This is a genomic window from Mesorhizobium sp. M8A.F.Ca.ET.208.01.1.1 (genome assembly GCF_004791315.1).
Classification (GTDB): Bacteria; Pseudomonadota; Alphaproteobacteria; order Rhizobiales; family Rhizobiaceae; genus Mesorhizobium.
Map to the genome: position 1 here is coordinate 1126484 of NZ_SRUT01000001.1, position 25577 is coordinate 1152060.

Here is a 25577-nt window from a genome sequence, read left to right on the forward strand (position 1 = left end):
CAATCACAATTCCAGCATGACGCGCACGACTGGTGTCAGCGCCTTGCCGATGTTTCGCGTGTTTTCGGCGTCGAGGTGGACGCCATCGAGAGGTGTTGTTTGCGCCACCGTGCCAGCGTCGAAGAAGCCGCAACCGACTTCGTCGGCGAGTGCTGCGTATTGCGGTGCAAGCTGCTTCGAGGCGTCGTCGCCACCGGCGAACATCTCCTTGAAATCGGCATTCTCCGTGCGGCTGACAAGAGGAGGCGAAACGATCAGGATCTGCGGCGCCGGCCAGTCGAACGGATAGTCGTGGCCACGCACGATGTCGATCAACCGCTGGATGCCTTGCTTGGCGGCAACCGGGTTGCCATGGATCCATGGTTTCATGTCATTGGCACCGAGCATGATGACGATCAGGTCGATCGGCGCATGCGTCGTCAGCACCGTCGGCAGCAGCCGCGCGCCGTTGCGGTCAGCTCCGGCCAGATGATCGTCGAAGGCGGTGGTGCGGCCATTGAGGCCGTCGGCGATGACCTGAACGCCTTCGCCGAGGCCGGCCTGCAGCACGCTTGGCCAGCGATCCGGCAGCGCATGACGCCCGCCTTCGGCATTGTAGCCCCAAGTCAGCGAGTCACCGTAACAAAGAACCGTCTTCATCCGTTCAACCCGCCTTTATGTCGGCCACGCCGCGCTTCACGCGCCAGCGCACGAACAACCAATGGATGATGATCGTCACCAAGCCCGGCAGACCGAGACCGGCAACCATCGGCATGTCTTTCCTGACCAACGCGGCGCTGCCGTCGCTGTAGAGGATCAGCGCGACCAAGAGGACGAGCAGCAGCACAAAAACAATCAGCGTCCATTTGCCCGCCCTCGCCACGACCGCGACCGGATCATTCGTCAATTGCGCCACGAAGAAGACGAAGGTGACGACCAAGGTCACCAGCACCGAGAACATGAAAACGAGGATGTATTCTTCCTCGGCGACTGTGGCGACAGCCAACCATTGCGCGATCAGACCGCCAGCCAACCCGGAAATGAAAAAAGCGAAAAGGCTGGTGAAGAATATTCGCACAGCCCTTCCCTTTCCTAGACCAGCATGCCTATCGGGTTCTCGATCAACTTCTTGAAGGCGACCAAGAGTTCGGCCCCCAGCGCTCCGTCAACCGCACGATGGTCGGTCGACAGCGTCACCGACATCACGGTGGCGATCTTGATCTCGCCGTTCTTGACCACCGCCCGCTGCTCGCCGGCGCCGACCGCCAGGATCGTCGCGTGCGGCGGGTTGATGACCGCGGCAAAGTCCTTGATGCCGAACATGCCGAGGTTGGACACCGCCGTGGTGCCGCCCTGATATTCCTCCGGCTTCAGCTTGCGGCTACGGGCACGGCTCGCGAGATCCTTCATCTCGTTGGAAATGACCGACAGCGTCTTTTCATCGGCGTGCCGAATGATCGGCGTGATCAGGCCGCCGGGGATCGAGACTGCGACGCCGACATCGGCATGCTTGTGCTTGACCATGGCGCTTTCGGTCCACGAGGCATTGGCGTCCGGCACCGCCTTCAGCGCCATGGCCATCGCCTTGATCACCATGTCGTTGACCGACAGCTTGTAGGCAGGCGCCTCACCCTTGTCGGTCTTCTTCACCGGTGCCGCCGCATTGAGCTGCGTGCGCAGCGAAAGCAGCGCGTCGAGCTCGCAGTCGAGCGTCAGGTAGAAATGCGGGATGGTGGTCTTGGCCTCGACTAGGCGCCGCGCGATGGTCTTGCGCATATTGTCGTGCGGGACGAGTTCGTAAGAGCCTTGCTCGAACAGCTTCAGCACCTGATCGTCCGACATTGCCTTTACAGCCGGAGCAGCGGAAGGCGCACCAGCCGGAGCCTTGGCTGCCGGTGCTGCCTTGGCGCCGCCACCGGCGATCGCGGCGTCGACATCGGCCTTCACCACCCGGCCATGCGGACCGGTGCCGGTCACGGCCGACACATCGACCCCCGCCTCCTTGGCGATGCGGCGCGCGAGCGGCGACGCAAAGGTGCGCTCGGCCGATTGGCTGATCTCCCCCCTTGTGGGGGAGATGGCCGGCAGGCCAGAGGGGGGCGCCTCGCTCTTGGCTGCTGGAGGAACAGCGCCCCCCTCTGTCGACTTCGTCGACATCTCCCCCACGGGTGGGGAGATTGGCGCCCTGTCCTGCTTGGCCTCGGCTTTCGCCGGTGCGCCACCGCTTTTCGCGGCAGCGCCCGCATCTTCGCCTTCGGCGGCAAGCACGGCGATCAGCGCGTTGACCTTGACCCCTTCGGTTCCGGCCGGCACGACCAGCTTGGCGACAGTGCCCTCATCGACGGCTTCAACTTCCATCGTCGCCTTGTCGGTCTCGATCTCGGCAATGACATCGCCCGGCGAAACCTTGTCACCTTCCTTGACCAGCCATTTTGACAGATTGCCTTCTTCCATCGTGGGCGACAGGGCCGGCATGGTGATGTTGATAGGCATCGCTCACTCCTGGATGAATTTGAAAAGGCCGCGCATGACGGTCAGCGTGGCGACGATGAACACAGGTGGCAAGACACCGAAATGGTAGCTACCCTTGCCCATCTCGAGCGTCATCATGCTGCCGGTCTGGTCGACCTTTGCGGAAGCAGTTGCCACAATAGCAAGAACCAGCGACGCGGCACCGCTGAGCATCAACAGAACCGCATCGAACTTCCCCGTCATCGATCGCACGAGAAAGGCGACCACGACAGTGGGAACAATGATGGCTGCCAACGTCCAGAAAGACAGCATCCGCATTGCTCCCTAGCGATATGCGACGGCTTTGACGGCCTCGATGACCTCGCCGACATTCGGCAATGCCAGCCTTTCGAGGTTGGCCGCATAGGGCATCGGCACGTCCTTGCCGGCAATGGTGATGACCGGCGCGTCGAGGAAATCGAAGGCGCGTTGCGACACCTGGTTGGCGATATGGTCGCCGACCGAATTCTGCGGGTAGCCTTCTTCGACCACGACCAGCCGGTTGGTCTTCTTGACCGAGGCGATGACGGTGTCGAGATCGAGCGGACGGATGGTCCTGAGGTCGATGATCTCGGCGTCGATGCCCATGCCGCGCAGCTCGGCTTCCGCCTTGACCGCATAGGTCATGCCGATACCGAAGGAGACGATGGTGACATCCTTGCCCGTCTTGTGGATGCGCGCCTTGCCGATCGGCAGCACGAAGTCGTCCAGCTTCGGCACGTCGAAGGACTGGCCGTAGAGGATTTCGTTCTCGAGGAAGATGATCGGGTTCGGATCGCGGATCGCCGCCTTGAGCAAGCCCTTGGCGTCGGCGGCCGTATACGGCATCACGACTTTCAAGCCTGGAATGTGGCTGTACCAGGCGGCATAGCACTGCGAGTGCTGTGCGGCGACACGGGCGGCCGCGCCGTTCGGCCCACGGAACACGATTGGCGCGCCCATCTGGCCGCCGGACATATAGAGCGTCTTGGCGGCCGAGTTGATGATCTGGTCGATCGCCTGCATGGCGAAGTTGAAGGTCATGAACTCGACGATCGGCTTGAGGCCCGCCATCGCAGCACCGACGCCGACGCCGGCAAAACCATGTTCGGTGATCGGCGTGTCGACGACGCGACGCGGCCCGAATTCCTGCAGCAGGCCTTGCGTGATCTTGTAGGCGCCCTGGTATTCGGCAACTTCCTCGCCCATGACGAAGACATCGCCGTCGCGGCGCATTTCCTCGGCCATGGCGTCGCGTAACGCTTCGCGCACCGTGGTTGAGACCATCTCGGTACCGGCGGGAATATCCGGATCGGCGGCGATTTCCGTTTTCGGTGCGGCCGCGACTGGTGCAGCGGCCGGCTTTGGCACCTCCGCCTTGTCCTCGGCCGGCGCTTCCGCCTTTGCCGGTGCTTCGGCCTTGGCGGGAGCCGCCGCGGACTTGCCGACGTCGGCGGCGCTCTCGCCGTCCTGGAGCAGAACGGCGATCGGCGTGTTGACCTTGACGCCTTCGGTGCCGGCGGCGATCAGGATCTTGCCCAGCGTACCTTCGTCGACGGCTTCGACTTCCATCGTCGCCTTGTCGGTCTCGATCTCGGCGATGACGTCACCGGCGACGACCTTGTCGCCCTCGTTCTTCAACCACTTGGAAAGATTGCCCTCTTCCATGGTCGGCGAGAGAGCGGGCATGAGAATTTCGATCGGCATGTCCTGGCCCTCCCTTACAATACGATATCGGTCCAGAGCTCGGACGGATCCGGCTCGGCATCGTTCTGGGCAAATTCGGCGGCGTCGGCGACGATGTCGCGAACCTCCTTGTCGATGGTCTTGAGCTCGTCCTCGGTCGCCCACTTCTTCTCGATCAGCCGCGCCTTGACCTGCTCGATCGGGTCATGCTCGGAGCGCATCTTCTGCACTTCTTCCTTCGACCGGTATTTCGCAGGATCGGACATCGAGTGGCCGCGATAGCGGTAGGTCTGCATTTCGAGGATCACCGGGCCATTGCCGGCGCGGCACCATTCGGTGGCGAGATCGCCGGCGGCCTTGACCGCGCGCACATCCATGCCGTCGACCTGGATGCCGGGAATCTTGAAGGAAGCGCCACGGTGCGAGAAGTCAGTCTCCGCTGAAGAGCGCGACACCGAGGTGCCCATGGCGTAGCGGTTGTTCTCGATGATGTAGATCACCGGCAGCTTCCACAGCGAGGCCATGTTGAAGCTCTCATAGACCTGGCCCTGGTTGGCTGCGCCGTCGCCGAAATAGGTCAGCGAGACATTGTTGTTGTCGCGGTAGCGGTTAGCGAAGGCCAGACCGGTGCCGAGCGACACCTGCGCGCCGACGATGCCGTGACCGCCATAGAAATGCTTCTCCTTGGAGAACATGTGCATGGAGCCGCCCTTGCCCCTGGACAAGCCGCCGCGGCGTCCGGTCAGCTCAGCCATCACGCCACGCGGCGAAAGCTCCATCGCCAGCATGTGGCCGTGATCGCGATAGGCCGTGATCATCTGGTCGCCGTCGATCAGCGCCATCTTCATGCCGGTGACGACCGCCTCCTGGCCAATGTAGAGGTGGCAGAAGCCGCCGATGAAGCCCATGCCATAGAGCTGGCCGGCCTTTTCCTCAAACCGGCGGATGAGCAGCATGTGCCGGTAGGCGGCAAGCTCTTCGTCCTTGGTGAAGTCAGCAGGCTTGGGTGCTGACAGGCCGGATTTGCCGTCGGATTTCGATTTGGCAGGCGCTTTTCTGGCTGCGGTGGCCATGCATCACTCCCTGTTGGCGTCTCTTTGCGGACACTGGAGCAAGATCAACCTGCTCCGGGGAGATCGCCCTCCCCTTCGATTTATGGGAGGCTAACACGTAGAAAGGCGTTCCGCCATGTCGAAATTGCATAGCTGGCATGCGCCTAAGCGATTAAAATCATTGAAAATATTGCTGATTAACCGAAAACCGGTTACTTCTCCGAAACCGGCAGCATGATGGTGATCTCGTCGGCCTGGGACAGATTAAGCGCTTTACGCGCCTGCTCATCGAGCATGTCCCTCTCCAGCGTGCCATCATGCATGAGCTTGACCCGCCGTTCGAGTTCCATCCTGCGCGCCCTGATCGCCTCGAGCTGACCCTGCAGCGCGACCGTTTCGGCCTCCAGCTTGTATTTGGAATTGATACCGAATTCGCCGTGATAAGCGTGAAAGCCGAAATAGGCCAGGAACACCACGCACAGCGAAGGAATGATCAGCCGCCCGGTATTTCTCTGCTTGTGCTGACGCGTCCACATGACCGATTCCCCGTGGCCGCGAACTCAAACGGCTCGACGCCTTTTTCGCCTGATTGTGCTTAACGGACGGTTACGGGCGGCGGCCCAGCCCAGCCTGAAATGAAAAAGGGCGGGATGTCCCGCCCTTTCGATACCAAAGATGCGCGGCCGGATCAGCTCTTGATCACCGACTTGCCGGCGTAGCGCGCTTGCTTGCCGAGTTCTTCCTCGATGCGGATCAGTTGGTTGTATTTGGCCATGCGGTCGGAGCGCGACAGCGAGCCGGTCTTGATCTGCCCGCAATTGGTGGCGACGGCGAGATCGGCGATGGTCGAATCCTCGGTCTCGCCCGAACGGTGCGACATGACGGCGGTGTAGGCTGCCTTGTGCGCGGTCTCGACCGCGTCGAGCGTCTCGGTCAGCGAGCCGATCTGGTTGACCTTGACCAGGATCGAATTGGCAACGCCCATGCGGATGCCGTCGCGCAACCGCGCCGTGTTGGTGACGAAAAGATCGTCGCCGACAAGCTGCGTCTTCTTGCCGATCAGGTCGGTCAGGTATTTCCAGCCTTCCCAGTCATCTTCGGCAAGGCCGTCCTCGATCGAGATGATCGGGTAATCGGCGGCGAGCTTGGCGAGGTACTTGGCCTGCGCCTTGGGATCGCGTGTCTTCTTCTCACCCTCATAGACGTAGTTGCCGTCCTTGAAGAATTCGGTCGCGGCGCAATCGAGGCCGAGCGCGATCTCTTCGCCCGGCTTGAAACCGGCCTTCTCGATCGATTCCATGATGAAATCGAGCGCCACCGGCGCGCTCTTCAGGTTCGGCGCGAAGCCGCCCTCGTCGCCGACATTGGTGTTGTGGCCGGCATCCTTCAGCTTCTTGCGCAGCGTGTGGAAGACTTCCGAACCCCAGCGCACGCCTTCACGCAGCGTCGGCGCGCCGACCGGCAGGATCATGAATTCCTGGAAGTCGATCGGATTGTCGGCATGCGCGCCACCATTGATGATGTTCATCATCGGCACGGGCAGGATATGCGCCTTTGTGCCGCCGACATAGCGATAGAGCGGCAGGCCGGCGGCATCGGCCGCGGCTTTCGCCACCGCCAGCGAAACGCCCAGAATGGCGTTGGCGCCGAGCCGGCTCTTGTTAGGCGTGCCGTCAAGCTCGATCATGATCTGATCGATATGGATCTGGTTTTCGGCTTCCATGCCGCCGATCGCCTCGAACAGTTCGCCGTTGACCGCTTCGACGGCCTTGAGCACGCCCTTACCGAGGTAGCGGGCGCCGCCGTCGCGCAGTTCGACGGCCTCATGGGCGCCGGTCGAGGCGCCCGACGGTACCGCGGCGCGGCCCATTGAACCGTCTTCGAGAACGACATCGACCTCGACGGTCGGGTTTCCGCGGCTGTCCAGGATTTCACGCCCGACAATATCGATGATGGCGGTCATTGCGATGTCCTCGATTTGATCTGGAGAAAACGTCGCGCCCGTCTTAGCCAAAGCGACGCAAAAGGCAATCGGGCCCTGGCCGAATATTGCCGCCCGCGCGATTCACGAAGCGCAAGTTTCTGTCATCATAAGTCATGCCACAAGGGGCGCATTCCGGGTTAAGGCTGTTGTCGCGCGGGGCGAAACAGGAGGAGTTTCGCCATGTCCGAGTTGAGCGGTATCGTCAGTCTGTTCCTGATCGCGGCGGCGTTCCTGACGTCGTGCGACAATCAGCAGCCACCGCCAAAGGCCATTGCGCCTTTGCCGGCCTTGCACATTAGCGAGTAGCGTTGCCTCGAATCGAAAAGGGGGCCGTCGAAACGGCCCCCTTTTCGGTTGTGGCGTCAGTGCCAGTAGGGCGTAACCTTATAATATTCGTAGGACTCGTCGCGCACGCTCTCGCCATCGGCGCCGGCCAACTCGTTGATCGAATGGGCGGGCGCTGCCTTCAGCTGTTCCTTGGTGAAGGGTACGACATAGCCGCCCTTGTCCTCGTCGTAGTCGAGGCTCGCCCAGGGAATGGCATGGTACTTCTCGGCAATACCGAGAAAGCCGCCAAATCCGATCACCGCGAACATGATGCCGTTCGACGTCTTATCGAGCATGACGTCCTCGATGCTGCCGATGCCGTCGCCTTGGGTATTGTAGACGGTAGTGCCGATCACTCGCGAAGCGGCAATGGCTTCGGTGTGGCCTGTTTGCGTTGTCATTGTTTGCTCCTCGTTGTCGTTAATCTGCACTTTGACAATGAGGCGCGCGGGCGAAAGTTCCCGACTTTTTGGCGGCTGCCCGATCACTCCGCGAGGATGAAAGTCACCTTCATGTTGACGCGATAGGCCGCGATCTTGCCGTCCACGACAACGATCTTCTGATCCTGGATCCAGGCCCCTTCGACATTCTTCAGGGTTTTGGCGGCGCGGGCGATTCCTTGCTCGATGGCGTCCTGAAAGCTCTTCTTCGACGATGAGGTGATTTCGGTGACGCGGGCGACGGACATGGCTTCCTCCTGCCAAAACGCTCATTTGCCTGCCGAGCGTACAACTGGCCCCTGGCAACCACAAGCACGGGCAGAAAGCCTAGGATTAGTGGCCCTTCGCTACCCGGTCCAACGCCATCAGCTTTTCGAGCAGCGCCGGCATATCTTTCAGCGGCACCATGTTCGGACCGTCGGAGGAGGTCGAATTGTCGGGGTCCTGATGAGTCTCGATAAAGACGCCGGCAACGCCGACGGCAACGGCCGCGCGGGCCAGCGTCTCGACAAAGCGGCGCTCCCCGCCAGACGACCCGCCCTGCCCGCCCGGCTGCTGCACCGAATGGGTGGCGTCGAAGATCACCGGCGCGCCGATCTCGGCCATGATAGGCAGAGCGCGCATATCCGACACCAGTGTGTTGTAGCCGAAAGAAGCACCGCGCTCGGTGGTCAGCACATTGGCATTGCCGGAACCGGTGATCTTGGCGACCACGTTCTTCATGTCCCAGGGGGCGAGGAACTGTCCTTTCTTCACATTGATGACCTTGCCCGTCCTCGCGGCGGCGACCAGCATGTCGGTCTGGCGCGACAGGAAGGCCGGTATCTGCAGCACATCGACATGCGGTGCAACGATGGCGCACTGCTCCTCCGTGTGAACGTCGGTCAGCACCGGCAGCGAGAATTCCTTTCGCAACTCGTCGAACACGGGAAGTGCGGCGTCCATGCCGGCACCGCGCGTCGCCGACAGCGAGGTGCGGTTGGCCTTGTCGTAGCTGGTCTTGTAGACGAGGCCGATGCCGAGCCTGCCGGTCAGCTCCTTCAGCGCACCGGCCATGTCGAAGGCGTGTTGGCGCGATTCGAACTGGCACGGGCCAGCGATCAGCGCCAAGGGTGCCGCATTGTCGAAGATGACATTGCCGACCGTTACCGAAGAATTGGGCGCCGTCGAATTTGGTGCTTGGGACTTGCTCATTTGGTCTCCCGGAAGATGAAAGCCGCGCCTTGGCCGGCTGCCGGCGGCACGACAATGTCGGTGCCCGCTATATCGTGCTGGATTGAGTTGGCTGCAAGCAGCCTCGCAGCGGCATCGGCGCTTCGGATCGCAAATACCACGGCGGCGAAACGAAGCTCCGTCGCCGGGCCGGTCGGGATGCCAAAGCGCGCGGCGTAAGACGCGGGATCGAGCACACGCAATGTTGCGTTCGGCAAGGCGAACGCGCCGTCCGGACCGCCGGCGGACGGTTCATTGACCGCCACCGCGATCAGCCTGTGCTGTTCGGAGGGCGCACTGCTGATTGCAATCACCTCGACGACCCCATCGACGCCGTTGGGATGAGCCTGCAAGGCCGCGCGGTCCACTTTCGGCGCGTTGATGCGCTGGCAGGCAAAAAGAAAAGCGTCCCTGGCATGATTGGCCGAAGCAAAAGCGAGCTTGAACGAGGCGGTATCGCTTTTGCCAGCCGTGTCGGTGAAGGCTCGCGAGAAGCTCAGCGTGTCTCCCGCCGACAGGCCGGCTTCGACATAGCGTTCATGGTCGTCATCGGCATTGTCAGTGCCAAGAACCACCGCGGAAAATCCCTCGTTACCAAGGCTTTCGCGATAGAGGCGATCGCGCGCAACGAAGACGTTGCCCTCGGCGGCAGCCTCCGTCGCAGCCTGTTCGCTGCCAATCGCGAGCGGCTCCAGATAGGTGCCGTCGGCAAGGAACACGCAGCAGTTTTCCGTGCCAAAGGGATGGATGCCGGTCGGAGCGACGACGAAGCCCAGCGCGGTGAGCCGGATCCGCGCGGTGTCGACGGTCTGCGTCGGCAGAACCAGATGATCGAGCGGATGAATGGCTGATGTGGTTGGGGTCATGCAGGCGCGATGTGCATCATTCCGAAGGTCGGTTCAAGACTTGATCGCAATGCCGCCGGCGGCGGCGCATGGTTCGCACAGCACGCTCTATCGGGAAAGTCGCCGCTGCAAACGGCACCTTCTGGAGCAGGCGCCGGATCAGCGTCCGGCCACGACATCGGCCGAATAACGCAGCTCGCGCAATGGTTTGACCTTGCTGGTGGTCCGCGCATAGAGCGGGTGCGCCTTGTAGGCTGCCAGCGCCGCGTCATCGGCGAATTCCGCGTAAACGACGACATCGACTTCATCCGACAGCGGGTCGACCTTGGTGTTCAGCGTGACCTCGAAGAGGCTGCAATGAGGAATGTCGCCGAGCGCCAGCAGCCCGGTACGAACAGCTTCCACATCTTCCTTGCGCCGCGCGCTGAAGAAAACGATATGCCGGATCAATCCCGCCTCCTCGATCTGAATGTCGGGGTCTTTTGTGACGGCGGTCCCTTTGCGTCAACCGGTCATGGCGCCACGCGTCCTTGCGACGCGCCTCGATCGGTGCTGGACCTCGGTTCGCGCGGATCAGGGATGAAGCGCCGGCCTGCCCAGGGACGTCTAGGCCTTGCCGGTGACGTAGCGCACCGCATGGGAAACTTCCCTGACCGCGACGTCGAGATACCGGCCTTGATTGTAGAGACCGTCCCAGATCAGGAAGAACGCGATGGCGGCAATCACGATTACATAACGCATGGCTAAAGCTATCGCACAAGCGATGCGGCTGCCATAGGCGTTTTTGATTTCGGGCCGCAGCGGCCTGACGCAGGGCGGCAGATGCCGGGCGCCGCGTGGCACAGTCCAGCTCTCGGCATGCCTCTTGAAGTTCCCCCTCATGGCGTGGAAGATTGTGGCAGGCATTCACTGGGAAGCGCTGAAGCTCTGCTAAGGGGCGCGCGCTTTCGTTCGAGCCCGCCTGCCGTCGAACCCGCAGCTGCCGGGACCAGGCAACGGTGTTTGAACCCGGCGGATGATCCAAGAGAACCGTGGCTTGGCAATTGCGCCGACAGCACGGAGATCCAGGGGCATGGAATGGCACACGGGGAACATCATGGCATAGCGCCGGGCGACGCGGTCAGGCTCGACGAATTCAATTTCGCCGAGATCGTCAAGGGCCTGCCGGCCAAGGCGCGCATGGTGCTGTCGGCGGCCATGAACCTGCCGCGTGGTTCGCTGAAAGTCAGGATGCCGGACGGCCGTGCCGTCCTCGTCGGCGGCAAGGCGCCAGGCCCCGACGCCGAACTTGTGCTCAAGAACTGGCGTCTGCCGGGCCGCGCCTTTTCCGGCGGCACGATCGGCGTTGCCGAATCCTATATGGACGGCGATTGGGAAAGCCCTGACGTCACCAGCTTCCTCGAACTGTTCGTGGTCAATTCGGCGATCGGCGAACGCGTCGCGGGCGGCGCCAGTTGGCTCATCAACACGGCCCAGCGCATCCGCCACTGGTTCAACGAGAACACACGCAAAGGGTCAAAGCGCAATATCTCGGCGCATTACGATCTCGGCAACGCCTTCTACAAGGAATGGCTCGACCCGAGCATGACCTATTCCTCGGCGCTTTACGCCAATGGCGCCAATGATCTCGAGAGCGCCCAGGCCGCCAAATACCGGGCGCTGGCCAGGGATACGGGCATCGGCGGAAAGGATCACGTGCTGGAGATAGGTTGCGGCTGGGGCGGCTTTGCCGAGTTCGCGGCACGCGAAATCGGCTGCCGGGTTACCGGATTGACCATCAGCCGCGAGCAGCACGATTTCGCCAAGGCACGCATCGCCAAGGCCGGGCTTGCCGACAAGGTCGACATCAAGTTGCAGGATTACCGTGATGAAACCGGGACCTACGATCGCATCGCCTCGATCGAGATGTTCGAGGCGGTCGGCGAGAAATACTGGCCGGTATTCTTCTCCAAGATGAAGGCCTGCCTGAAGCCCGGCGGCACCGCGGGCCTGCAGATCATCACCATCAACGAAGCCGCCTACGACACCTATCGCGCCAGGCCGGATTTCATCCAGCGCTACGTCTTCCCGGGCGGCATGCTGCCGACGCCGTCCATCCTGAAGTCGCTTGGCGCCGCGCACGGCCTTGCCCATTTACGCGAACACGTTTTCCCCGAGGACTATGCCCGCACGCTTGCCGAATGGCGCCAGCGTTTCCGGGGGTCGTGGGAGAAGATCGTGCCGCTCGGCTTCGACGACCGTTTCAAGAAGCTCTGGGAATTCTACCTGCATTATTGCGAGGCCGGTTTCCGCACCAGCTATATCGACGTGCGCCAGGTGGTCTACAAGGCGTAGGCTGGGGACAGCGATCTCATCGACAACACCCGGACATCGACCATCCACGAGGTCCATGCACCCGCGGGGATGAGGCTCTTGACCGTGCCGAGCGATCCGACTGCTCCTCCCTCGCTATGGCGAGGTCATCTTCCGCACGGGGATGCGGCCAAGACCGGCCGCATCCAGCCCTGATAGTCGATCAGAGAAGGATGCGGTATCGGGCGAAACCAGATTCGCCCTCGCCCACCGGCTCGATCTTGAGCGACTTCACATCGGCGATGAAGTCCTTTGCCTTGACGCCTGTCTCGAAGACGACGCTGCTTCCTGGCAGCGGCGCGAACGACCAGTTGCCATCCGCCGACGGGTTGATGGTGCCTTGGCTGACGACGTAGCGGACGATGACGTCGCGGTTGGTGTCCGGCGCTTCGTAGATGATCTTCGAGGCATTGATGTCGGGAAAGTTGCCACCGCCGCCGGCACGGTAGTTGTTGGTCGCAACGACGAATTTCGCTGCTGGATCAATCGGTTTGCCGTCGAATTTCAGGTCGACAATGCGATTGGAACCGGCATTGGCGACGGCGCCCTTGGCATCGTATTTCGGTGGCTGCGACAAATCTATTTTGTAGGTTACGCCATCTATGACGTCGAAATTATAGGATGGGAATTCGGTGTCGATCAGCGGCTGGTCGGCTTTTCCTGCCTCGATTTTCTTGAAGATGCCGGCCGACATCTCCAGCCATTCCTTGACCTGGGCACCCGTGATCTCAACCGCGCGAACCGTGTTCGGATAGAGATAGAGGTCGGCGACGTTCTTGATTGCGACATCGCCCACCGGCACGTCGGTGTAGTAGTCGGCGCCGTTGCGCCCGCCGGCCTTGAAGGGCGCCGCCGCCGATAACATCGGCACGTCCTTCCACTGGGTGCTCTTCAGGATATCCTTGAGATACCAGCTCTGCGCCTGGTTGACGATCTGCACCGAAGGATCATCGGCCACCAGCGCGAAATAGGAATAGAGCGGCGCCGAGGTCTTGCCGACAGGGCGGCGCACATAGGCGAGCGTCGCCTGGTGGTCCTGCTCGAGAGCAGCGATGATGCGCTTGTCGTCGGCGACAGTCGGCTTGTTCTTGTTGTCGACACGCTCGAAGATCGGCCGCGCCTCCGAGGTCGCCGAGACCACTTTCCACTTCGACCCATCGCGTTCCAGCATCAGGTCGATCAGGCCCATATGCGAGCCCCAGAAACCGCCCATGACGGCGGGCTTGCCCTGCAGCGTACCCTTCTGTGTATCAACGCCCTCGAGCCCCTGGAAATCCTTCTTGCCGGGAAAGACCAGGTGCTGGTGGCCGGTGAAGACCGCGTCGATGCCTTCGACGCCGGCGACGAAGAACGAGGCGTTCTCCATCATGTCACCCTGCTTGACGTCGATGCCGGAATGCGAGAGCGCGATGACGATGTCGGCGCCCTCCTCCTTCATCTGCGGCACCCAGGCCTTCGCCGCTTCGACGATGTCGCGCGTCTTGACGTTGCCTTCGAGATTCTTGAGATCCCAGACCATGACCTGCGGCGGTACGAAGCCGATGATGCCGATTTTGATCGGTTGCTCGGTGCCTGAACCGTCCTTGATCTTCTTGTCCAGGATTATGTAGGGCTTGAGGTAGAGCTTGTCGTCGCGCGGATTGGCGGCAAGCTCGGTGCCCCGGATCAGATTGGCGCAGACGAACGGGAAATTGGCGCCGGCCAGTACCTTGTCCAGGAAGGACAGGCCGTAGTTGAACTCGTGGTTGCCAAGTGTCGAACACTCGTAACCGAGCAGGTTCATGCCTTTCATGATCGGATGGAGATCGCCCTCCTTCAGGCCCTTCTCATAGGCAATGTAGTCGCCCATCGGGTTGCCCTGCAATAGGTCGCCATTGTCGATCAGCATCGAATTGGCGGCTTCCTTGCGCACCGCGTCGATGAGGGACGCCGTGCGCGACAGGCCCATCGTGTCATTGGCTTTGTCGGCGTAATAATCATAGGGCAGCACGTTCACATGGATATCGGTGGTCTCCATGATCCTCAGATGCGCCTGGTTGGCCTGCGCACGGGCGGAGAAGGGATGAAGCATGATCAGCGCCCCTGTGGCGGCGACCCCCGCAAGGAGACCACGGCGAGAGACGGGATGGAGCAGTTGCGACATGTTTTCTCCTTCTTCGACGACCTGACATGCCCCTGCCCCGAAGCGAACTTCGCGCTGAAATCGGCTCAAGTCCACTCAAGAAGTCGCGCGCATCGGCACGCCAATCCATCAGCAACAGATGACGGCCGGATGAAAGGCTCGGTGAAGAAAGTCAGGTCTTGTCGTCGTCGCCCTGGGTAATCAGCCGGGCGCTGCGCTGGCCCGTGACATAGATCCATAGCCAGCTCAGCGAAACGGCAAGCCGGTTGCGGAAACCGATCAGGAAATAGATATGCGCAATGCCCCACAGCCACCAGGCGAGCCAGCCGGTCAGCTTGATCCAGCCGAAATCGATCGCGGCGGCGCGCTTGCCGATCGTCGCCAGATCACCGGCATGCTTGTAGTGGAAAGGCCGCGGCCCCGTGTCGCCGGCAAGCCTGGCCCTGACGGTCGCGGCAACATGGCGGCCCTCCTGCTTGGCGGAAGGCGCCACGCCGGGCACCGGCCGCCCGTCGGGCCGCAGCACAAGGGCGGCGTCGCCGATGACAAAAATCTCCGGGCTGCCGGGCACGCTGAGATCAGGCTCGACCAATACCCTGCCGGCCCGGTCCGCGTTCGCGCCCAGCCATTCAGCGGCGGGCGAAGCGGCAACGCCGGCTGCCCACAGGATCGTGCGGGCCGGCAGAACGGTATCGCCAAAAACCACGCCTTCGGCATCGCAGCGCGTAACGGCCCGGCCAAGCTCGACCACAACACCAAGCCGCTCCAGCGCCTTCCCGGCATAATTGGAGAGCTTCGGCGCGAAATTGGCCAGGATGCTGTCGCCGGCCTCGATCAGCACCACGCGCGTCTGGCGCGTGTCGATGTTGCGGAATTCGCCGCGCAGCGTGTCATGCGCCAGTTCGGCAATGGTTCCGGCAAGTTCGACGCCGGTCGGCCCGCCGCCGACGATGGCAATGGTCAGCAGCGCCTGGCGCCTGGCAGGGTCGGGTTCCCGTTCCGCCTGCTCGAAGGCCAGAAGGATGCGGCGCCGAATGGTGGTGGCGTCCTCCAGCGTCTTCAGGCCCGGCGCGAAAGGCTCCCATTCGTCATGGCCGAAATAGGCGTGCCGCGCGCCGGTGGCGAGCACCAGCGTGTCGTAGGCGACGGCGCTGCCATCATCGAGCACAACACGTTTGCCGGTCCGGTCTACTCCTGTGACATTGGCCAGCAGCGTGGTCACATCCTTGCGCTTGCGCAGGAGATGGCGGATCGGCCAGGCCACCTCCGAGGTCGCCAGCGCCGTGGTTGCCACCTGATAGAGCAGCGGCTGGAACAGATGATGGTTGCGCTTGTCGATCATGGTGATGCGCACCGGCGCGCCAGCCAGCGCGCGGGTGAATTCGAGGCCGCCGAACCCGGCGCCGACGACGACGAGATGATGTCTGGCATCGCTCATTTCATCACCCCTGATGGGCAAGATTGCCTGCCCTGGATGTAGGTGTTTTTGTGCAATGCAACAATGGCAGGACAGTGCCCGAGACTCGTCGTTCCATGTCGTGAACGCACATGTTGTATCGTATCGCGAGGTATAGCGTCATCGAACACGAGATGAGGTGAGGCATGACCAACGATCATGAGGACGAAGGACCGGCGCAGTATTCTTCGCCGCCCTGCTTCATGCATGAACTCGATCCCGCGTTCCAGGCACCACTCAGCGACTGGACCGACGTGAGACGCTGGCGAAAGGCCGAGCGTGAACGCCTGATCGCGGCGCGCCTTGCCGTTTCCGCCGATGCCCGAACCGCAATGTCGCGGCGCATCGCGGAAGGCCTCGACACGATCATCGGTGACATAGCGGGCCGGATGGTCAGCCTTTACTGGCCGTTTCGGGGCGAGCCGGATTTACGGCCATGGATGGCGTCTATCAACGAACGCGATGGCCGCACCGCGCTGCCCATCGTCGTCGAAAAGGGTCAACCGTTGATCTTCCGCGCCTACAAACCGGGCGACCGGTTGGAAAAAGGCGTCTGGAACATCCCGATCCCGGCCGAAGGCGATCCGGTACTGCCGGACATCGTCATCTCGCCCATTGTCGGCATCGATCCGGCAAGCTATCGGCTGGGCTATGGCGGCGGCTTCTTCGACCGCACGCTGGCCGCCATGCCGTTCAAGCCGCTGGTCATCGGCGTTGGCTACGAATTGCAGCGCATCGCGACCATCTATCCGCAACCTCACGACATCCCGATGGATCGGATCGTGACGGAGGCGTAAGAGCCTGTTTGGTCCAATGAGACCGGTCGGATTTCTGGTTACCCCGCGCGGAAGCAGCGCAAATGTCACGTGACAAAAATCCGACTTGGTCGATAAATAATCTGATTTTCAAAGCACGGTGCCGCGGAGGATTGCCTAGACATGCGCCCTGGGGAACCAACACTGTCCGGTCGCTCCTCACAGTGGCTGCTTCACGATGGGTGACAAGATGATCGGGCGTACCATGGCGGCTGCCGTTGCAACCGCTGTTTCCTTTTCGCCCGCGCTCGCGCAACGACATCGTTTGCCGAGCGGTTACAAATGGGGCCGTTGCCTGCTTGTTGTTGACGGTCAGACCCGCATATCCGGAAAATGCTCCTATCAAATCGAGAAGGGCGGCGATTTCAATATCCAGGGACCCCGGCAAGTTTTCGCGGGTATCGACTATCCTGACACGCATAGTGGGGCTGGTGAAATGTCCGAGGATTACTGGGCAGCCGTCTACAAGGACGGCGATATTTGGGACGGCTATGGTAACTCGGATATTCGCGCGACTCACGGTGATGAACGTTGGGAAGACCTTCACCGCGAAGGCGCATGCTATATTGGGAAGGACGTCCGGGTGTGCCTTTGGCGTTAAGCCATTTCCGGCTTTAGCCCCATGGCCGTCCGGTCGACGATTTCACGTAAGGCGAAGGACGAATTGATCTTCGTTACATGCGGCATCGCCGACAGCCATTCCTTGTGGATGCGCTCGTAGTCGACGAGATCCTTGGCCGCGATCCGCAGGATATAGTCGTACTCGCCCGACATCAGGTGGCACGACAGCACGTTCGGACAGCGTTTGATCGCCGCCTCGAAATCCGACAGCGTCTTCTCGAACTGGCCGGAGAGGGATATGTGGACGATCGCCGTCATCTGATGGCCAAGGGCCGCATTGGACAACCGGGCGTGGTAGCCGCGGATGGTTCCGGATTTTTCCAGATTATCAAGCCGGCGCGAACAGGCCGATTGCGACAGGCCGACCTTTTCGGCAAGGGCCGCATTCGGCATCCGGCCATCCTTCTGCAATGTCTCCAGAATGGCGATATCAATCCTGTCGAGCGGCATTCTTCGTGAATCCTGCGAATATACTGCTATTTCACGCAACGATTATCGAAACCCTCCTGTTCGCGCAAGCGCATTCGCAAACACTTGCGAGCCGATTCATGGTTCACTCCGACAATCAGGGAGTGAGCCCAAAAGGGCCCGGATCAGGAGAAGAAAATGCGCGTCGGCTGCCCCAAGGAAATCAAGAACCACGAATACCGTGTCGGCCTTACGCCGGGTTCGGTCCGCGAATATGTGGCCCACGGCCACGAAGTGCTGGTCGAGGCTGGTGCCGGTGCCGGTATCGGCGCCGACGACAACGCCTATCGTGCTGCAGGCGCCACCATCGCCAAGACCGCCGCCGACGTGTTCGCCAAGTCGGACATGATCGTCAAGGTCAAGGAGCCGCAGCCCAATGAGTGGGTGCAATTGCGCGAAGGCCAGATCCTGTACACCTATCTCCACCTGGCCCCGGATCCGGAGCAGACCAAGGGCCTGCTCGCTTCGGGCGTCACGGCGATCGCCTATGAAACCGTGACCGACGATCGTGGCGGGCTGCCGCTGCTGGCGCCGATGTCGGAAGTCGCGGGTCGCCTGTCGATCCAGGCCGGCGCCACGGCGCTGCAGAAGGCCAATGGCGGCCGCGGCGTGCTGCTTGGCGGCGTGCCCGGCGTGCTGCCAGGCAAGGTCACCGTGCTCGGCGGCGGCGTCGTAGGCCTGCATGCGGCCCGCATGGCCGCCGGCCTTGGCGCCGATGTCACCATCATCGACCGCTCGATCCCGCGTCTGCGCCAGCTCGATGACCTCTTCGCCGGCCGGGTCCACACCCGTTACTCGACCGTCGAGGCGCTCGAGGAAGAATGCTTCTCGGCCGACATCGTCGTCGGCGCCGTGCTCATCCCGGGCGCGGCCGCGCCGAAGCTGGTCACCCGTGAAATGCTGTCCGGCATGAAGAAGGGCTCGGTGCTGGTCGATGTCGCCATCGATCAGGGCGGCTGCTTCGAGACCTCTCATGCGACCACCCACGCCGAGCCGACTTACGAAGTCGACGGCGTTATCCACTACTGCGTCGCCAACATGCCAGGCGCTGTGCCGGTCACTTCGGCCCATGCGCTGAACAACGCAACGCTGCATTACGGCCTGCAGCTCGCCGACAAGGGCCTGAAGGCGCTGGTCGACGACCATCATCTGCGCAACGGCCTCAACGTCCACAAAGGCAAGATCACCAACCGCGCGGTCGCCGAAGCGCTCGGCTACGAACTGGTTGAGCCGAAAGCCGTGCTCGCGGCCTGATACACCCAGAAAAAGTCAACTTACATTTTTGCCCGCCGGTTCGCTCCGGCGGGCTTTTTCTTTTGGCAATGATGCTCCAAACCTGCTTCCCAGGGGATCCATCGAAGCGTGTGCCGTAAGGGCACTTAGCCTCCCGCTGTTGCATTTTTGTCATACCTGTATTGGCCGACTCCCTGCTAGGAACACCCCGGGTTTATTCATTAGGGGTACGGGCTATGTTTGTTCGCATTACTGCGAAATCTATTCTTCTCGGCGCGGTTTCTGTCGTGGCTTTGATGTCGGCGGCTCATGCGGCCGACGTCGTGCAGCCGGTAGAGGCATCCGGTTTTAACTGGAGCGGCGTTTATGTCGGCTTCGGCGTAGGCGCCGGAGCCAACGTCCATAAGTTGAGCAGCGATTTTGCTCCCTTGTCATTGAATGGCATTGGCGGTGAAGGCGTTTACGGCGAACTTACCGCTGGCTACGACTACATGGTCTCGCCCCGCTTCCTGCTCGGCGGATTGCTGGACGTCCATGCCGGCGACATCAAAACCAAGCTCGACGCCGGTGGTTTCAACGCCTCGATCCAGGAGACATACGGTTTCGACGCTGGTCTGCGCGTAGGGTATCTGCTTACCCCGAACACGCTGGGCTACGTGCTGGGCGGCTATTCCTGGCAGAAGTACAAGCTTGATTCCAACGCCGGCTTTGGTTTCGATTGGGACCAGAGCGGATATTTCGTCGGTGGTGGTCTCGAAACGGCCATTAACAGCAATTGGACGATCAAGACCGAGTATCGCTATACACGCTTCGGCACCAAGGACGATCTCCTTTCCGAGGCCGGCCTTATCGGGGCTCCGGATGGCCTTCTCAATCTCGATACGTCGCGGCACACATTCCAGGTTGCCGCCAGCTATCGCTTCGGGGCGCAGAACGGTGCCGCCACTTCGTTTGAAACGCCCGCCTATAACTGGTCCGGCTTCTATATCGGTGGCGGTTTGGGCGCGGGTGCGTCGGTGCACCAGATCGAAATCCCACCGCTTGGCGGCGCGAAGTTCAACGGCCTCGGCGGTGAAGGCGTGCTTGGCGAGCTGAATGTCGGCTATGACCACGACTTCGGCAGCTGGGTCGCTGGCATCATGGTGGACGCCCGCTATTCCGGCATGACCTCGAAGCTGGACCTCGGCGGCGGATCGATCAATGTCGATACCGACTACGGTTTCGATGTGCTTGGCCGCGCCGGCATGAAAATGAATGAATCGACCCTCGCCTACGCGCTGGCTGGCTACAGTTGGCAGCATTTCGACTTGAACGCTTCGGACCCGGTCGGCGACATCCTCGATTGGGGCTCCAGCGGTTTCTCTGTTGGTGGTGGTCTGGAAACGGCAATATCCAGCAATGTTACCTTGGGTGTTGAGTATCGCTACTCGCAATTCGCCAAGAAAGATTTCTCATCCGAGGTGGGGCTGCCTGACGACTCCATTACCTCTACGTCGTCCTTCCATACCGTGCGTATCGGCGCGAAGTACAAGTTCAACTAAGCCCTCCAGGCAAACCTACAAAAAGCCCGCCGGCGTTGCCGGCGGGCTTTTTCGTTGCTTGAGATATGGCGCGGTGAAATCTGGGCAACAAAAAAGCGGAGCCAAAGCCCCGCTTCCTCGATATCGAGATTGCCGCCGGTTCATCCGCGGTCGGCCAATCGATCGACAATGGCTTTCTAGCGCGTTCGTGCGACAGCAGTGCGACAGAAGCTTTCTATCGCCAATCCCTGGCCCTCACGCGCGCTCGATCCGGCATTGGTAGCAATTGTTGCGCGCCGAGCGGACATGCACATAGGCAATGTCTTCACGCTCAAACAGGGTTTCCGCCCGCGCTACTATAGCGTCGGTTGGGATGACGCCGCCGCTGCCATAGACAATGCGGTCGTCCTTGCCGTAGCCGCGCACGATATAGTCGGCGCTTTCCAGTATCTCGGGAATGATCTCCGCCTCAACAGCGCGTTCGCATTCCTGCGCGTGCAGGAAGATGGGGCCCGTCTCGGCATAAGGCTGAAGCTGCGGGAACGGCCGGTAGGCCAGGGCGAGGTAGTCATCGCCGGCGGCGATGTTCTTCAAACAATGCCGGCAAGGCATGCCGTCACCGTCGGAAACCTGGCGCTCGGGCGTGTTGCCATAGGCGTCTGGCCCACCCCCCTGCAGCGCTTGCACATCTTCGGTCGGCAGAGCTTTGAACTGGATGGTCATCGCATGATCTCCGGTGTGGTTGAGCGGAAATTATGCTTCCCCTTCGATGCTTCCCACCCGATTCCTGCCAAGAGTCGAGGGCCGACCTGCGGTCGGCAAATCGGGCCCGAGACCAAATGGGATAAGCGCCGATATTGCCAGCCGGGACAATATAAGCCGGCTAATTAGTTTGAATCGGCGCCTGCGTTCAGCGGATGAAATCGTCGAAGCGGCGCAATGTCACCCGGCGATTCTGCCAGTTCTCGCTCTGAGTCGGCACCAGCAGGAATTCCTCGCCGTAACCGACAGTCTCCAATGCATAACCGGGCACGCCGAATTCACGCACCAGCGTGCGCTTCAGCGAAGCGGCGCGCTGTTCGGAAAGAACCTGATTCGACTGAAACGATCCGACAGCGTCGGTATGACCCTCGATGAGCACACGCGCGCCGGGGTCGCGACGCAGGATGCGGCGCAGCGCATCGGCGATGTTATCGATCTTGTTATACTGCGAACTGGAAATCGCCGCGGAGCCAAAGGCGAAATTGATCGACTGGATATCGATCGAGCGCGCCATGCGGCGCAGGTCCGGCCGGCGCTTGAATTCACGGATGGTGACGCGCTCGTTCGGCCGCAGCTTGACCCGGGGTGCCGCCTCGAGCTTTCGCTCGATCGTCGCGGCCGAGGGCGTCGTCGCCTGGGCAGCGGCAAGGCTCGGCATGGCAATCGCCGCAATCAGCGCGGCGGCAAGAGTACGTCGGGTCAGCATGTCTTTCTCCTTCGGCCTCGGCCGCATTGGCAATGCGGGCAACATGCCAAAGACAGGCTGAAGCGCCGATGAACGGAAGGTTCAGATTCCGGCTGGAGTTACGGCCGCATGACGCTTGCCGAGCGCTCGGCGAAAGGCAGGGGATGCACGATTTCCTTCTTCTGCGCGACCGGCTTGAAACCAAGCTTCTGGTAGAGCGGCAGGGCTGCGGGGTGGTCGAGCGTGCAGGTCTGCACCGTCACCCTTTTCGGCCCATGCGACCATGCCGCGGCAATCGCCGAGCCAAGGAACCAGCGGCCGATGCCTTGCCCGGTGGCGTGTTCCATCATGCCGAAATAGGCGAGCTCGACTTCCTCAGACAGATGCGGCTTGAGGTCGAAGAAGCCTGCCGGCGAGCCGTCGAGATAGAGCACCCTGATGTCGCGATCCTCGCGGTGGATTCCGGCCGACAGCTCATCGTCATTCAGCCTCAGAACATTGACCCAGTGCCATTTGCGCCCCACCCGGTCCATCAGGTAGCGGTAGAAATGCAAGGGGATGTCCCTGGTCTTCAGCAGTGCGACCTGGCGGTTGTAGGGCACCGGTGGCGAGGCGGCCGGAGGTGCATGCATTTCGAGAAAAGTCACCGTGACTTCAATGTCCTGCAGCACTCCGTTTTCCATCAATTCATTCCTTGCCGGTAGTGGCTGGGCCGGTCACGACTGGCGTATCGGGCAATCCGCCCCACTCGGTCCATGAGCCGTCATAAAGCCTGTTGTCGGTGTGGCCAACCGTCTCCAGTGCCAGCGTGACCACCGCGGCCGTGACACCGGAGCCGCAGGATGTGACAACGGGCTTCGACAGGTCGATGCCGGCGTCCTCAATCACCTTGCGCAAACGGTCCTTCGGCAGCAGCCTGCCGTTTTCGGAAAGCGCCGAATAGGGGATATTGCGTGCCCCCGGCATGTGGCCGGAGCGGATGCCAACGCGGGGCTCGGGCTCTGAACCGGTAAAGCGCCCTGCCCCACGCGCGTCGGCAATCTGGCTTGCCCCCGTATCGACGATCCGGCGCATGTCGGCTAGGCCGACGACGCGACCAGCGTCGAAATCGGCATGAAAGACACTTGGCGCGATCTTGGTCGGTTCGGCCGTTATCGGCCGGCCGGACGCCTTCCAGCCATCGAAGCCGCCGTCCAGAATATAGGTCTGGAAGACGCCCATGACGCGGAACATCCACCATGCCCGGGGCGCGGAGAAAAAGCCTGGGCCATCATAGACGACGATGGTGTCATCCGCAGAAACGCCCATCGCGCCGACATACTGAGCAAAATGCTGCGGCGATGCGAGCGTATGCGGCAAGGCGGCGTCGGGGTCCGAAACGGCATCCTGGTCCAGGAAACGGGCGCCTGGAATATGGGCTGCATCATACTCGGCGCGCGCGTCGCGTTTTTGCGCCGGCAGATACCAGGAGGCGTCTACGATCGTCAGGCCCGGCTGGCCCAACCGCTCCTGCAGCCAGTCCGCATCGACGGTGAAAGCGCTGTCTTCGGCCATCTTTTCTCCTGCCGCTCTGTCTGTTCAATTTACCGGCATCGGGCCGAAGCGGATGCGGAAGCGCCTGTTTTCCCGGCCCTTCTTCTCGATCTTGCCGATGTGGATTTCGCCGATCTCGCCGGTGCTCTTCACATGGGTACCGCCGCAGGGCTGGCTGTCCACCGAGGCGTTCTCACCGATGCAGACGAGACGGATCTTGCCCGTGCCAACAGGCGGTCTGACATTCTTGGATTTTACCAGGCCGGGATTGGCGCCCAATTCCTCGTCGCTGATCAGCCTGGTAAAGATGGGATGATCAGCCTGCACCAGGTCCATCATGCCGGCAGTCACCTCTTCCTTGGTGAAGCTGGCGTCCGGAATGTCGAAATCGACACGGCTGTCGTCCTCGGAGACCGCCGCCCCGGTGATCGGGAATGGACAGACGACTGTCAGCAGATGGCAGGCAGCGTGCATGCGCATCAGCAGGTGCCGGCGCTCCCAGTCGATCTGCAGGTTCACGCGCTCACCGATCCGCAGCATGGCCTGCTCCGGCGCCGGCACATGGATGATCTCGTCCTTGGTCTCGCCGGTGATCGTGGCGGCGATCGCGATGCGGCTGCCATCGGCACGTTCGATACGACCAGTGTCGCCCGGCTGCCCGCCCGAGGTTGCGTAGAAGATCGTCCGGTCGAGAATGATGCCGCCGCGCTCATTGATGGCGACGACCGTGGCGTCAGCCGTCCTGAGATAGGCATCGTCGCGAAACAGCGCTTCCGTCTTGTGCGCCATCACGCAACCTTTTCGAACGGCACCGAGATCTTGCTCTGCAGTTCCATCCAGCCCGGCACCGGCAGCTTCTTGTCGCGCAGGAAGTCAGGGTTGAACAATTTCGACTGATAGCGCGTGCCGTAGTCGCAAAGGATGGTCACGATGGTGTGGCCCGGGCCCAATTCCCTGGCCAGCCGCATCGCGCCGGCAATGTTGATGCCGGTCGAGCCGCCGACGCACAGGCCTTCCTCCTGGATCAGGTCGAAGACGATCGGCAGCGCGTCCTCGTCCTTGATCTGGTAGGAGAAGTCAGGCGTGAAACCTTCGAGATTGGCGGTGATGCGCCCCTGCCCGATGCCCTCGGTGATCGAACTGCCTTCGGACTTCAGCTCACCGCTGGTGTAGAAACTGTAGAGCGCGGCGCCAAGAGGGTCGGCGAGCGCAATCTTGACGTTCTTGCTCTTGGCCTTCAATCCGAGCCCGACACCGGCCAGCGTTCCACCCGAACCCACCGCCGAGACAAAACCGTCGACCTTGCCGCCGGTCTGGGTCCAGATTTCCTCGGCCGTGGTGCGGATATGGCCATCGCGGTTGGCGACATTGTCGAACTGGTTGGCCCAGATGGCGCCGTTCGGCTCGCTCCTCGCCATCTGCTCGGCCAGCCGTCCCGACAGTTTCACGTAATTGTTGGGGTTCTTGTAGGGCACGGCCGGCACTTCGATCAGCTCGGCGCCGAGCAGCCGGATCGTATCCTTCTTTTCCTGGCTTTGCGTATCCGGGATGACGATGACGGTGCGGTAGCCGAGCGCCTTGGCGACGAGCGTCAGCCCGATGCCGGTGTTGCCGGCTGTCCCCTCGACGATGACACCGCCCGGCTTCAACAGGCCACGTTGTTCGGCGTCGCGGATGATGAACAGGCCGGCGCGATCCTTGACCGACTGTCCCGGATTCATGAACTCGGCCTTGCCCAGGATATCGCAGCCGGTTTCCTCGGAAGCTTTGTTGAGGCGGATCAGAGGCGTGTTGCCGATCGCGTCGATCACAGAACGGGGCATTCAGGATTCCTTGTGTACATGCGCCGAAACCCTAGAAACCCAACGCTGCGGTTTCAAGGCAAGAATTCGTCTGGTCCAGTCGCATTTCCGGCCCTGCGGGTGCCGACCTTGCCGCGACCGGGCTCGATATCACACAGTTCATTTGCACCTGTGGTGGAAAAGCACTCTTTTC

General features: G+C 61.6%; 30 protein-coding genes. 7 read left to right on the plus strand and 23 right to left on the minus strand.

Features of this window, described 5'->3' with window-relative positions; all coding sequences use genetic code 11:
• Positions 1-3: 3 nt before the first annotated feature.
• The 8 genes from EN851_RS05580 to eno form a co-directional block, all read right to left on the minus strand.
• Positions 4-639: an SGNH/GDSL hydrolase family protein gene (locus tag EN851_RS05580; RefSeq protein WP_135918542.1), complete on the minus strand. Its 636-nt coding sequence runs from the start codon at positions 637-639 to the stop codon at positions 4-6.
• A 4-nt stretch (positions 640-643) separates the two neighbouring features.
• A complete protein-coding gene (locus EN851_RS05585; protein ID WP_245520694.1) occupies positions 644-985 on the minus strand; it encodes a hypothetical protein in 342 nt (113 codons plus the stop codon).
• Between the two features lie 86 nt (positions 986-1071).
• Positions 1072-2472, minus strand: a complete 1401-nt coding sequence (locus tag EN851_RS05590; RefSeq protein ID WP_135928747.1) for a pyruvate dehydrogenase complex dihydrolipoamide acetyltransferase — start codon at positions 2470-2472, stop codon at positions 1072-1074.
• 3 nt (positions 2473-2475) lie between these two features.
• Entirely contained in the window at positions 2476-2763 is a 288-nt protein-coding gene (locus EN851_RS05595; protein WP_127280532.1) for a hypothetical protein, read from the minus strand.
• A gap of 12 nt (positions 2764-2775) precedes the next feature.
• Positions 2776-4176, minus strand: coding sequence for a pyruvate dehydrogenase complex E1 component subunit beta (locus EN851_RS05600; RefSeq protein WP_135928748.1), 1401 nt, complete (start codon positions 4174-4176; stop codon positions 2776-2778).
• 14 nt (positions 4177-4190) lie between these two features.
• Positions 4191-5228 (minus strand): pyruvate dehydrogenase (acetyl-transferring) E1 component subunit alpha, encoded by a 1038-nt coding sequence (gene pdhA / locus EN851_RS05605; protein ID WP_135928749.1) that lies wholly within the window; start codon positions 5226-5228, stop codon positions 4191-4193.
• 191 nt (positions 5229-5419) lie between these two features.
• A complete protein-coding gene (locus tag EN851_RS05610) occupies positions 5420-5743 on the minus strand; it encodes a septum formation initiator family protein (RefSeq protein ID WP_127280535.1) in 324 nt (107 codons plus the stop codon).
• 152 nt (positions 5744-5895) lie between these two features.
• The gene (gene eno, locus EN851_RS05615) at positions 5896-7170 is read right to left on the minus strand and encodes a phosphopyruvate hydratase (RefSeq protein WP_135867754.1); all 1275 of its coding nucleotides are present in this window, start codon (positions 7168-7170) and stop codon (positions 5896-5898) included.
• A gap of 201 nt (positions 7171-7371) precedes the next feature.
• Here eno and EN851_RS37670 point away from each other — a divergent pair, with 201 nt between their 5' ends.
• Entirely contained in the window at positions 7372-7497 is a 126-nt protein-coding gene (locus tag EN851_RS37670; RefSeq protein WP_127281032.1) for a hypothetical protein, read from the plus strand.
• A 56-nt stretch (positions 7498-7553) separates the two neighbouring features.
• Here EN851_RS37670 and EN851_RS05625 read toward each other — a convergent pair whose 3' ends face one another.
• From EN851_RS05625 to EN851_RS37675, 6 genes are all read right to left on the minus strand, one after another.
• On the minus strand, positions 7554-7919 hold the full coding sequence (locus EN851_RS05625) for a PRC-barrel domain-containing protein (RefSeq protein WP_127281031.1): 366 nt from the start codon (positions 7917-7919) through the stop codon (positions 7554-7556).
• A gap of 83 nt (positions 7920-8002) precedes the next feature.
• Positions 8003-8206, minus strand: coding sequence for a dodecin family protein (locus tag EN851_RS05630; RefSeq protein WP_127281030.1), 204 nt, complete (start codon positions 8204-8206; stop codon positions 8003-8005).
• An 85-nt stretch (positions 8207-8291) separates the two neighbouring features.
• The gene (gene kdsA / locus EN851_RS05635; protein WP_127869339.1) at positions 8292-9152 is read right to left on the minus strand and encodes a 3-deoxy-8-phosphooctulonate synthase; all 861 of its coding nucleotides are present in this window, start codon (positions 9150-9152) and stop codon (positions 8292-8294) included.
• Positions 9149-10036: a VOC family protein gene (locus EN851_RS05640; RefSeq protein ID WP_135928750.1), complete on the minus strand. Its 888-nt coding sequence runs from the start codon at positions 10034-10036 to the stop codon at positions 9149-9151. The genes kdsA and EN851_RS05640 overlap by 4 nt, the downstream gene beginning before the upstream one ends.
• 138 nt (positions 10037-10174) lie before the next feature.
• The gene (locus EN851_RS05645; RefSeq protein ID WP_127280091.1) at positions 10175-10465 is read right to left on the minus strand and encodes a Dabb family protein; all 291 of its coding nucleotides are present in this window, start codon (positions 10463-10465) and stop codon (positions 10175-10177) included.
• Positions 10466-10621: 156 nt separating this feature from the next.
• On the minus strand, positions 10622-10756 hold the full coding sequence (locus EN851_RS37675; RefSeq protein ID WP_272482999.1) for a hypothetical protein: 135 nt from the start codon (positions 10754-10756) through the stop codon (positions 10622-10624).
• A gap of 124 nt (positions 10757-10880) precedes the next feature.
• Here EN851_RS37675 and EN851_RS37805 point away from each other — a divergent pair, with 124 nt between their 5' ends.
• Together EN851_RS37805 and EN851_RS05650 are read left to right on the plus strand one after the other, a co-directional pair.
• Complete coding sequence (locus tag EN851_RS37805) at positions 10881-10949, plus strand: hypothetical protein (protein WP_348629826.1); 69 nt, start codon at positions 10881-10883, stop codon at positions 10947-10949.
• A 143-nt stretch (positions 10950-11092) separates the two neighbouring features.
• The gene (locus EN851_RS05650) at positions 11093-12349 is read left to right on the plus strand and encodes a cyclopropane-fatty-acyl-phospholipid synthase family protein (RefSeq protein ID WP_127280092.1); all 1257 of its coding nucleotides are present in this window, start codon (positions 11093-11095) and stop codon (positions 12347-12349) included.
• Positions 12350-12530: 181 nt separating this feature from the next.
• Here the strand turns inward: EN851_RS05650 and EN851_RS05655 are convergent, their stop codons facing one another.
• Together EN851_RS05655 and EN851_RS05660 are read right to left on the minus strand one after the other, a co-directional pair.
• Positions 12531-14510 carry a bifunctional 2',3'-cyclic-nucleotide 2'-phosphodiesterase/3'-nucleotidase gene (locus EN851_RS05655; RefSeq protein WP_135928751.1) on the minus strand — a complete coding sequence of 660 codons (1980 nt, stop codon included), beginning with the start codon at positions 14508-14510 and terminating at the stop codon, positions 12531-12533.
• A 151-nt stretch (positions 14511-14661) separates the two neighbouring features.
• The gene (locus EN851_RS05660; RefSeq protein ID WP_135928752.1) at positions 14662-15927 is read right to left on the minus strand and encodes an NAD(P)/FAD-dependent oxidoreductase; all 1266 of its coding nucleotides are present in this window, start codon (positions 15925-15927) and stop codon (positions 14662-14664) included.
• Positions 15928-16091: 164 nt separating this feature from the next.
• On the opposite strand from EN851_RS05660, the gene EN851_RS05665 reads away from it, so the two are divergent.
• Both EN851_RS05665 and EN851_RS05670 read left to right on the plus strand, forming a co-directional pair.
• Entirely contained in the window at positions 16092-16742 is a 651-nt protein-coding gene (locus EN851_RS05665; RefSeq protein ID WP_127280883.1) for a 5-formyltetrahydrofolate cyclo-ligase, read from the plus strand.
• A gap of 196 nt (positions 16743-16938) precedes the next feature.
• Positions 16939-17361: a hypothetical protein gene (locus tag EN851_RS05670; RefSeq protein ID WP_135918556.1), complete on the plus strand. Its 423-nt coding sequence runs from the start codon at positions 16939-16941 to the stop codon at positions 17359-17361.
• Here the strand turns inward: EN851_RS05670 and EN851_RS05675 are convergent.
• The gene (locus EN851_RS05675) at positions 17358-17831 is read right to left on the minus strand and encodes an Lrp/AsnC family transcriptional regulator (protein ID WP_015317948.1); all 474 of its coding nucleotides are present in this window, start codon (positions 17829-17831) and stop codon (positions 17358-17360) included. The two genes, EN851_RS05670 and EN851_RS05675, sit on opposite strands and share 4 nt — an antisense overlap.
• A 156-nt stretch (positions 17832-17987) precedes the next feature.
• On the opposite strand from EN851_RS05675, the gene ald reads away from it, so the two are divergent.
• Positions 17988-19103, plus strand: coding sequence for an alanine dehydrogenase (ald, locus tag EN851_RS05680; protein ID WP_019858003.1), 1116 nt, complete (start codon positions 17988-17990; stop codon positions 19101-19103).
• Positions 19104-19318: 215 nt separating this feature from the next.
• Positions 19319-20623, plus strand: a complete 1305-nt coding sequence (locus tag EN851_RS05685) for an outer membrane beta-barrel protein (protein ID WP_127869344.1) — start codon at positions 19319-19321, stop codon at positions 20621-20623.
• Positions 20624-20857: 234 nt separating this feature from the next.
• On the opposite strand, the gene EN851_RS05690 is transcribed toward EN851_RS05685, so the two are convergent.
• The 6 genes from EN851_RS05690 to EN851_RS05715 form a co-directional block, all read right to left on the minus strand.
• Positions 20858-21325: a DUF1203 domain-containing protein gene (locus EN851_RS05690; protein WP_135928753.1), complete on the minus strand. Its 468-nt coding sequence runs from the start codon at positions 21323-21325 to the stop codon at positions 20858-20860.
• 187 nt (positions 21326-21512) lie between these two features.
• On the minus strand, positions 21513-22070 hold the full coding sequence (locus EN851_RS05695) for an OmpA family protein (protein ID WP_127869346.1): 558 nt from the start codon (positions 22068-22070) through the stop codon (positions 21513-21515).
• Between the two features lie 98 nt (positions 22071-22168).
• Entirely contained in the window at positions 22169-22732 is a 564-nt protein-coding gene (locus tag EN851_RS05700; protein WP_135928754.1) for a GNAT family N-acetyltransferase, read from the minus strand.
• Positions 22733-22736: 4 nt separating this feature from the next.
• Entirely contained in the window at positions 22737-23603 is an 867-nt protein-coding gene (gene sseA / locus EN851_RS05705; protein WP_127280901.1) for a 3-mercaptopyruvate sulfurtransferase, read from the minus strand.
• 24 nt (positions 23604-23627) lie between these two features.
• Positions 23628-24371: an alanyl-tRNA editing protein gene (locus EN851_RS05710; RefSeq protein WP_135928755.1), complete on the minus strand. Its 744-nt coding sequence runs from the start codon at positions 24369-24371 to the stop codon at positions 23628-23630.
• On the minus strand, positions 24371-25405 hold the full coding sequence (locus tag EN851_RS05715) for a cysteine synthase A (protein WP_135928756.1): 1035 nt from the start codon (positions 25403-25405) through the stop codon (positions 24371-24373). The genes EN851_RS05710 and EN851_RS05715 overlap by 1 nt, the downstream gene beginning before the upstream one ends.
• Positions 25406-25577: the final 172 nt, after the last annotated feature.

What these genes read in the sequence shown, in the direction of transcription:
- ald (WP_019858003.1), top strand. Translation starts at nt 17,988, where the DNA reads ATGCGCGTCGGCTGCCCCAAGGAAATCAAGAACCACGAATACCGTGTC.
- EN851_RS05600 (WP_135928748.1), bottom strand. Translation starts at nt 4,176, where the DNA reads ATGCCGATCGAAATTCTCATGCCCGCTCTCTCGCCGACCATGGAAGAG.
- EN851_RS05660 (WP_135928752.1), bottom strand. Translation starts at nt 15,927, where the DNA reads ATGAGCGATGCCAGACATCATCTCGTCGTCGTCGGCGCCGGGTTCGGC.
- EN851_RS05675 (WP_015317948.1), bottom strand. Translation starts at nt 17,831, where the DNA reads ATGCCGCTCGACAGGATTGATATCGCCATTCTGGAGACATTGCAGAAG.
- EN851_RS05595 (WP_127280532.1), bottom strand. Translation starts at nt 2,763, where the DNA reads ATGCTGTCTTTCTGGACGTTGGCAGCCATCATTGTTCCCACTGTCGTG.
- EN851_RS37675 (WP_272482999.1), bottom strand. Translation starts at nt 10,756, where the DNA reads ATGCGTTATGTAATCGTGATTGCCGCCATCGCGTTCTTCCTGATCTGG.
- EN851_RS05625 (WP_127281031.1), bottom strand. Translation starts at nt 7,919, where the DNA reads ATGACAACGCAAACAGGCCACACCGAAGCCATTGCCGCTTCGCGAGTG.
- kdsA (WP_127869339.1), bottom strand. Translation starts at nt 9,152, where the DNA reads ATGAGCAAGTCCCAAGCACCAAATTCGACGGCGCCCAATTCTTCGGTA.
- EN851_RS05670 (WP_135918556.1), top strand. Translation starts at nt 16,939, where the DNA reads ATGGGTGACAAGATGATCGGGCGTACCATGGCGGCTGCCGTTGCAACC.
- EN851_RS05650 (WP_127280092.1), top strand. Translation starts at nt 11,093, where the DNA reads ATGGCACACGGGGAACATCATGGCATAGCGCCGGGCGACGCGGTCAGG.
- EN851_RS05695 (WP_127869346.1), bottom strand. Translation starts at nt 22,070, where the DNA reads ATGCTGACCCGACGTACTCTTGCCGCCGCGCTGATTGCGGCGATTGCC.
- EN851_RS05655 (WP_135928751.1), bottom strand. Translation starts at nt 14,510, where the DNA reads ATGTCGCAACTGCTCCATCCCGTCTCTCGCCGTGGTCTCCTTGCGGGG.
- EN851_RS05715 (WP_135928756.1), bottom strand. Translation starts at nt 25,405, where the DNA reads ATGCCCCGTTCTGTGATCGACGCGATCGGCAACACGCCTCTGATCCGC.
- pdhA (WP_135928749.1), bottom strand. Translation starts at nt 5,228, where the DNA reads ATGGCCACCGCAGCCAGAAAAGCGCCTGCCAAATCGAAATCCGACGGC.
- EN851_RS05665 (WP_127280883.1), top strand. Translation starts at nt 16,092, where the DNA reads ATGACCAACGATCATGAGGACGAAGGACCGGCGCAGTATTCTTCGCCG.
- EN851_RS05630 (WP_127281030.1), bottom strand. Translation starts at nt 8,206, where the DNA reads ATGTCCGTCGCCCGCGTCACCGAAATCACCTCATCGTCGAAGAAGAGC.
- EN851_RS05710 (WP_135928755.1), bottom strand. Translation starts at nt 24,371, where the DNA reads ATGGCGCACAAGACGGAAGCGCTGTTTCGCGACGATGCCTATCTCAGG.
- eno (WP_135867754.1), bottom strand. Translation starts at nt 7,170, where the DNA reads ATGACCGCCATCATCGATATTGTCGGGCGTGAAATCCTGGACAGCCGC.
- EN851_RS05685 (WP_127869344.1), top strand. Translation starts at nt 19,319, where the DNA reads ATGTTTGTTCGCATTACTGCGAAATCTATTCTTCTCGGCGCGGTTTCT.
- EN851_RS05610 (WP_127280535.1), bottom strand. Translation starts at nt 5,743, where the DNA reads ATGTGGACGCGTCAGCACAAGCAGAGAAATACCGGGCGGCTGATCATT.
- EN851_RS05690 (WP_135928753.1), bottom strand. Translation starts at nt 21,325, where the DNA reads ATGACCATCCAGTTCAAAGCTCTGCCGACCGAAGATGTGCAAGCGCTG.
- EN851_RS05580 (WP_135918542.1), bottom strand. Translation starts at nt 639, where the DNA reads ATGAAGACGGTTCTTTGTTACGGTGACTCGCTGACTTGGGGCTACAAT.
- EN851_RS05590 (WP_135928747.1), bottom strand. Translation starts at nt 2,472, where the DNA reads ATGCCTATCAACATCACCATGCCGGCCCTGTCGCCCACGATGGAAGAA.
- sseA (WP_127280901.1), bottom strand. Translation starts at nt 23,603, where the DNA reads ATGGCCGAAGACAGCGCTTTCACCGTCGATGCGGACTGGCTGCAGGAG.
- EN851_RS05700 (WP_135928754.1), bottom strand. Translation starts at nt 22,732, where the DNA reads ATGGAAAACGGAGTGCTGCAGGACATTGAAGTCACGGTGACTTTTCTC.
- EN851_RS37670 (WP_127281032.1), top strand. Translation starts at nt 7,372, where the DNA reads ATGTCCGAGTTGAGCGGTATCGTCAGTCTGTTCCTGATCGCGGCGGCG.
- EN851_RS05640 (WP_135928750.1), bottom strand. Translation starts at nt 10,036, where the DNA reads ATGACCCCAACCACATCAGCCATTCATCCGCTCGATCATCTGGTTCTG.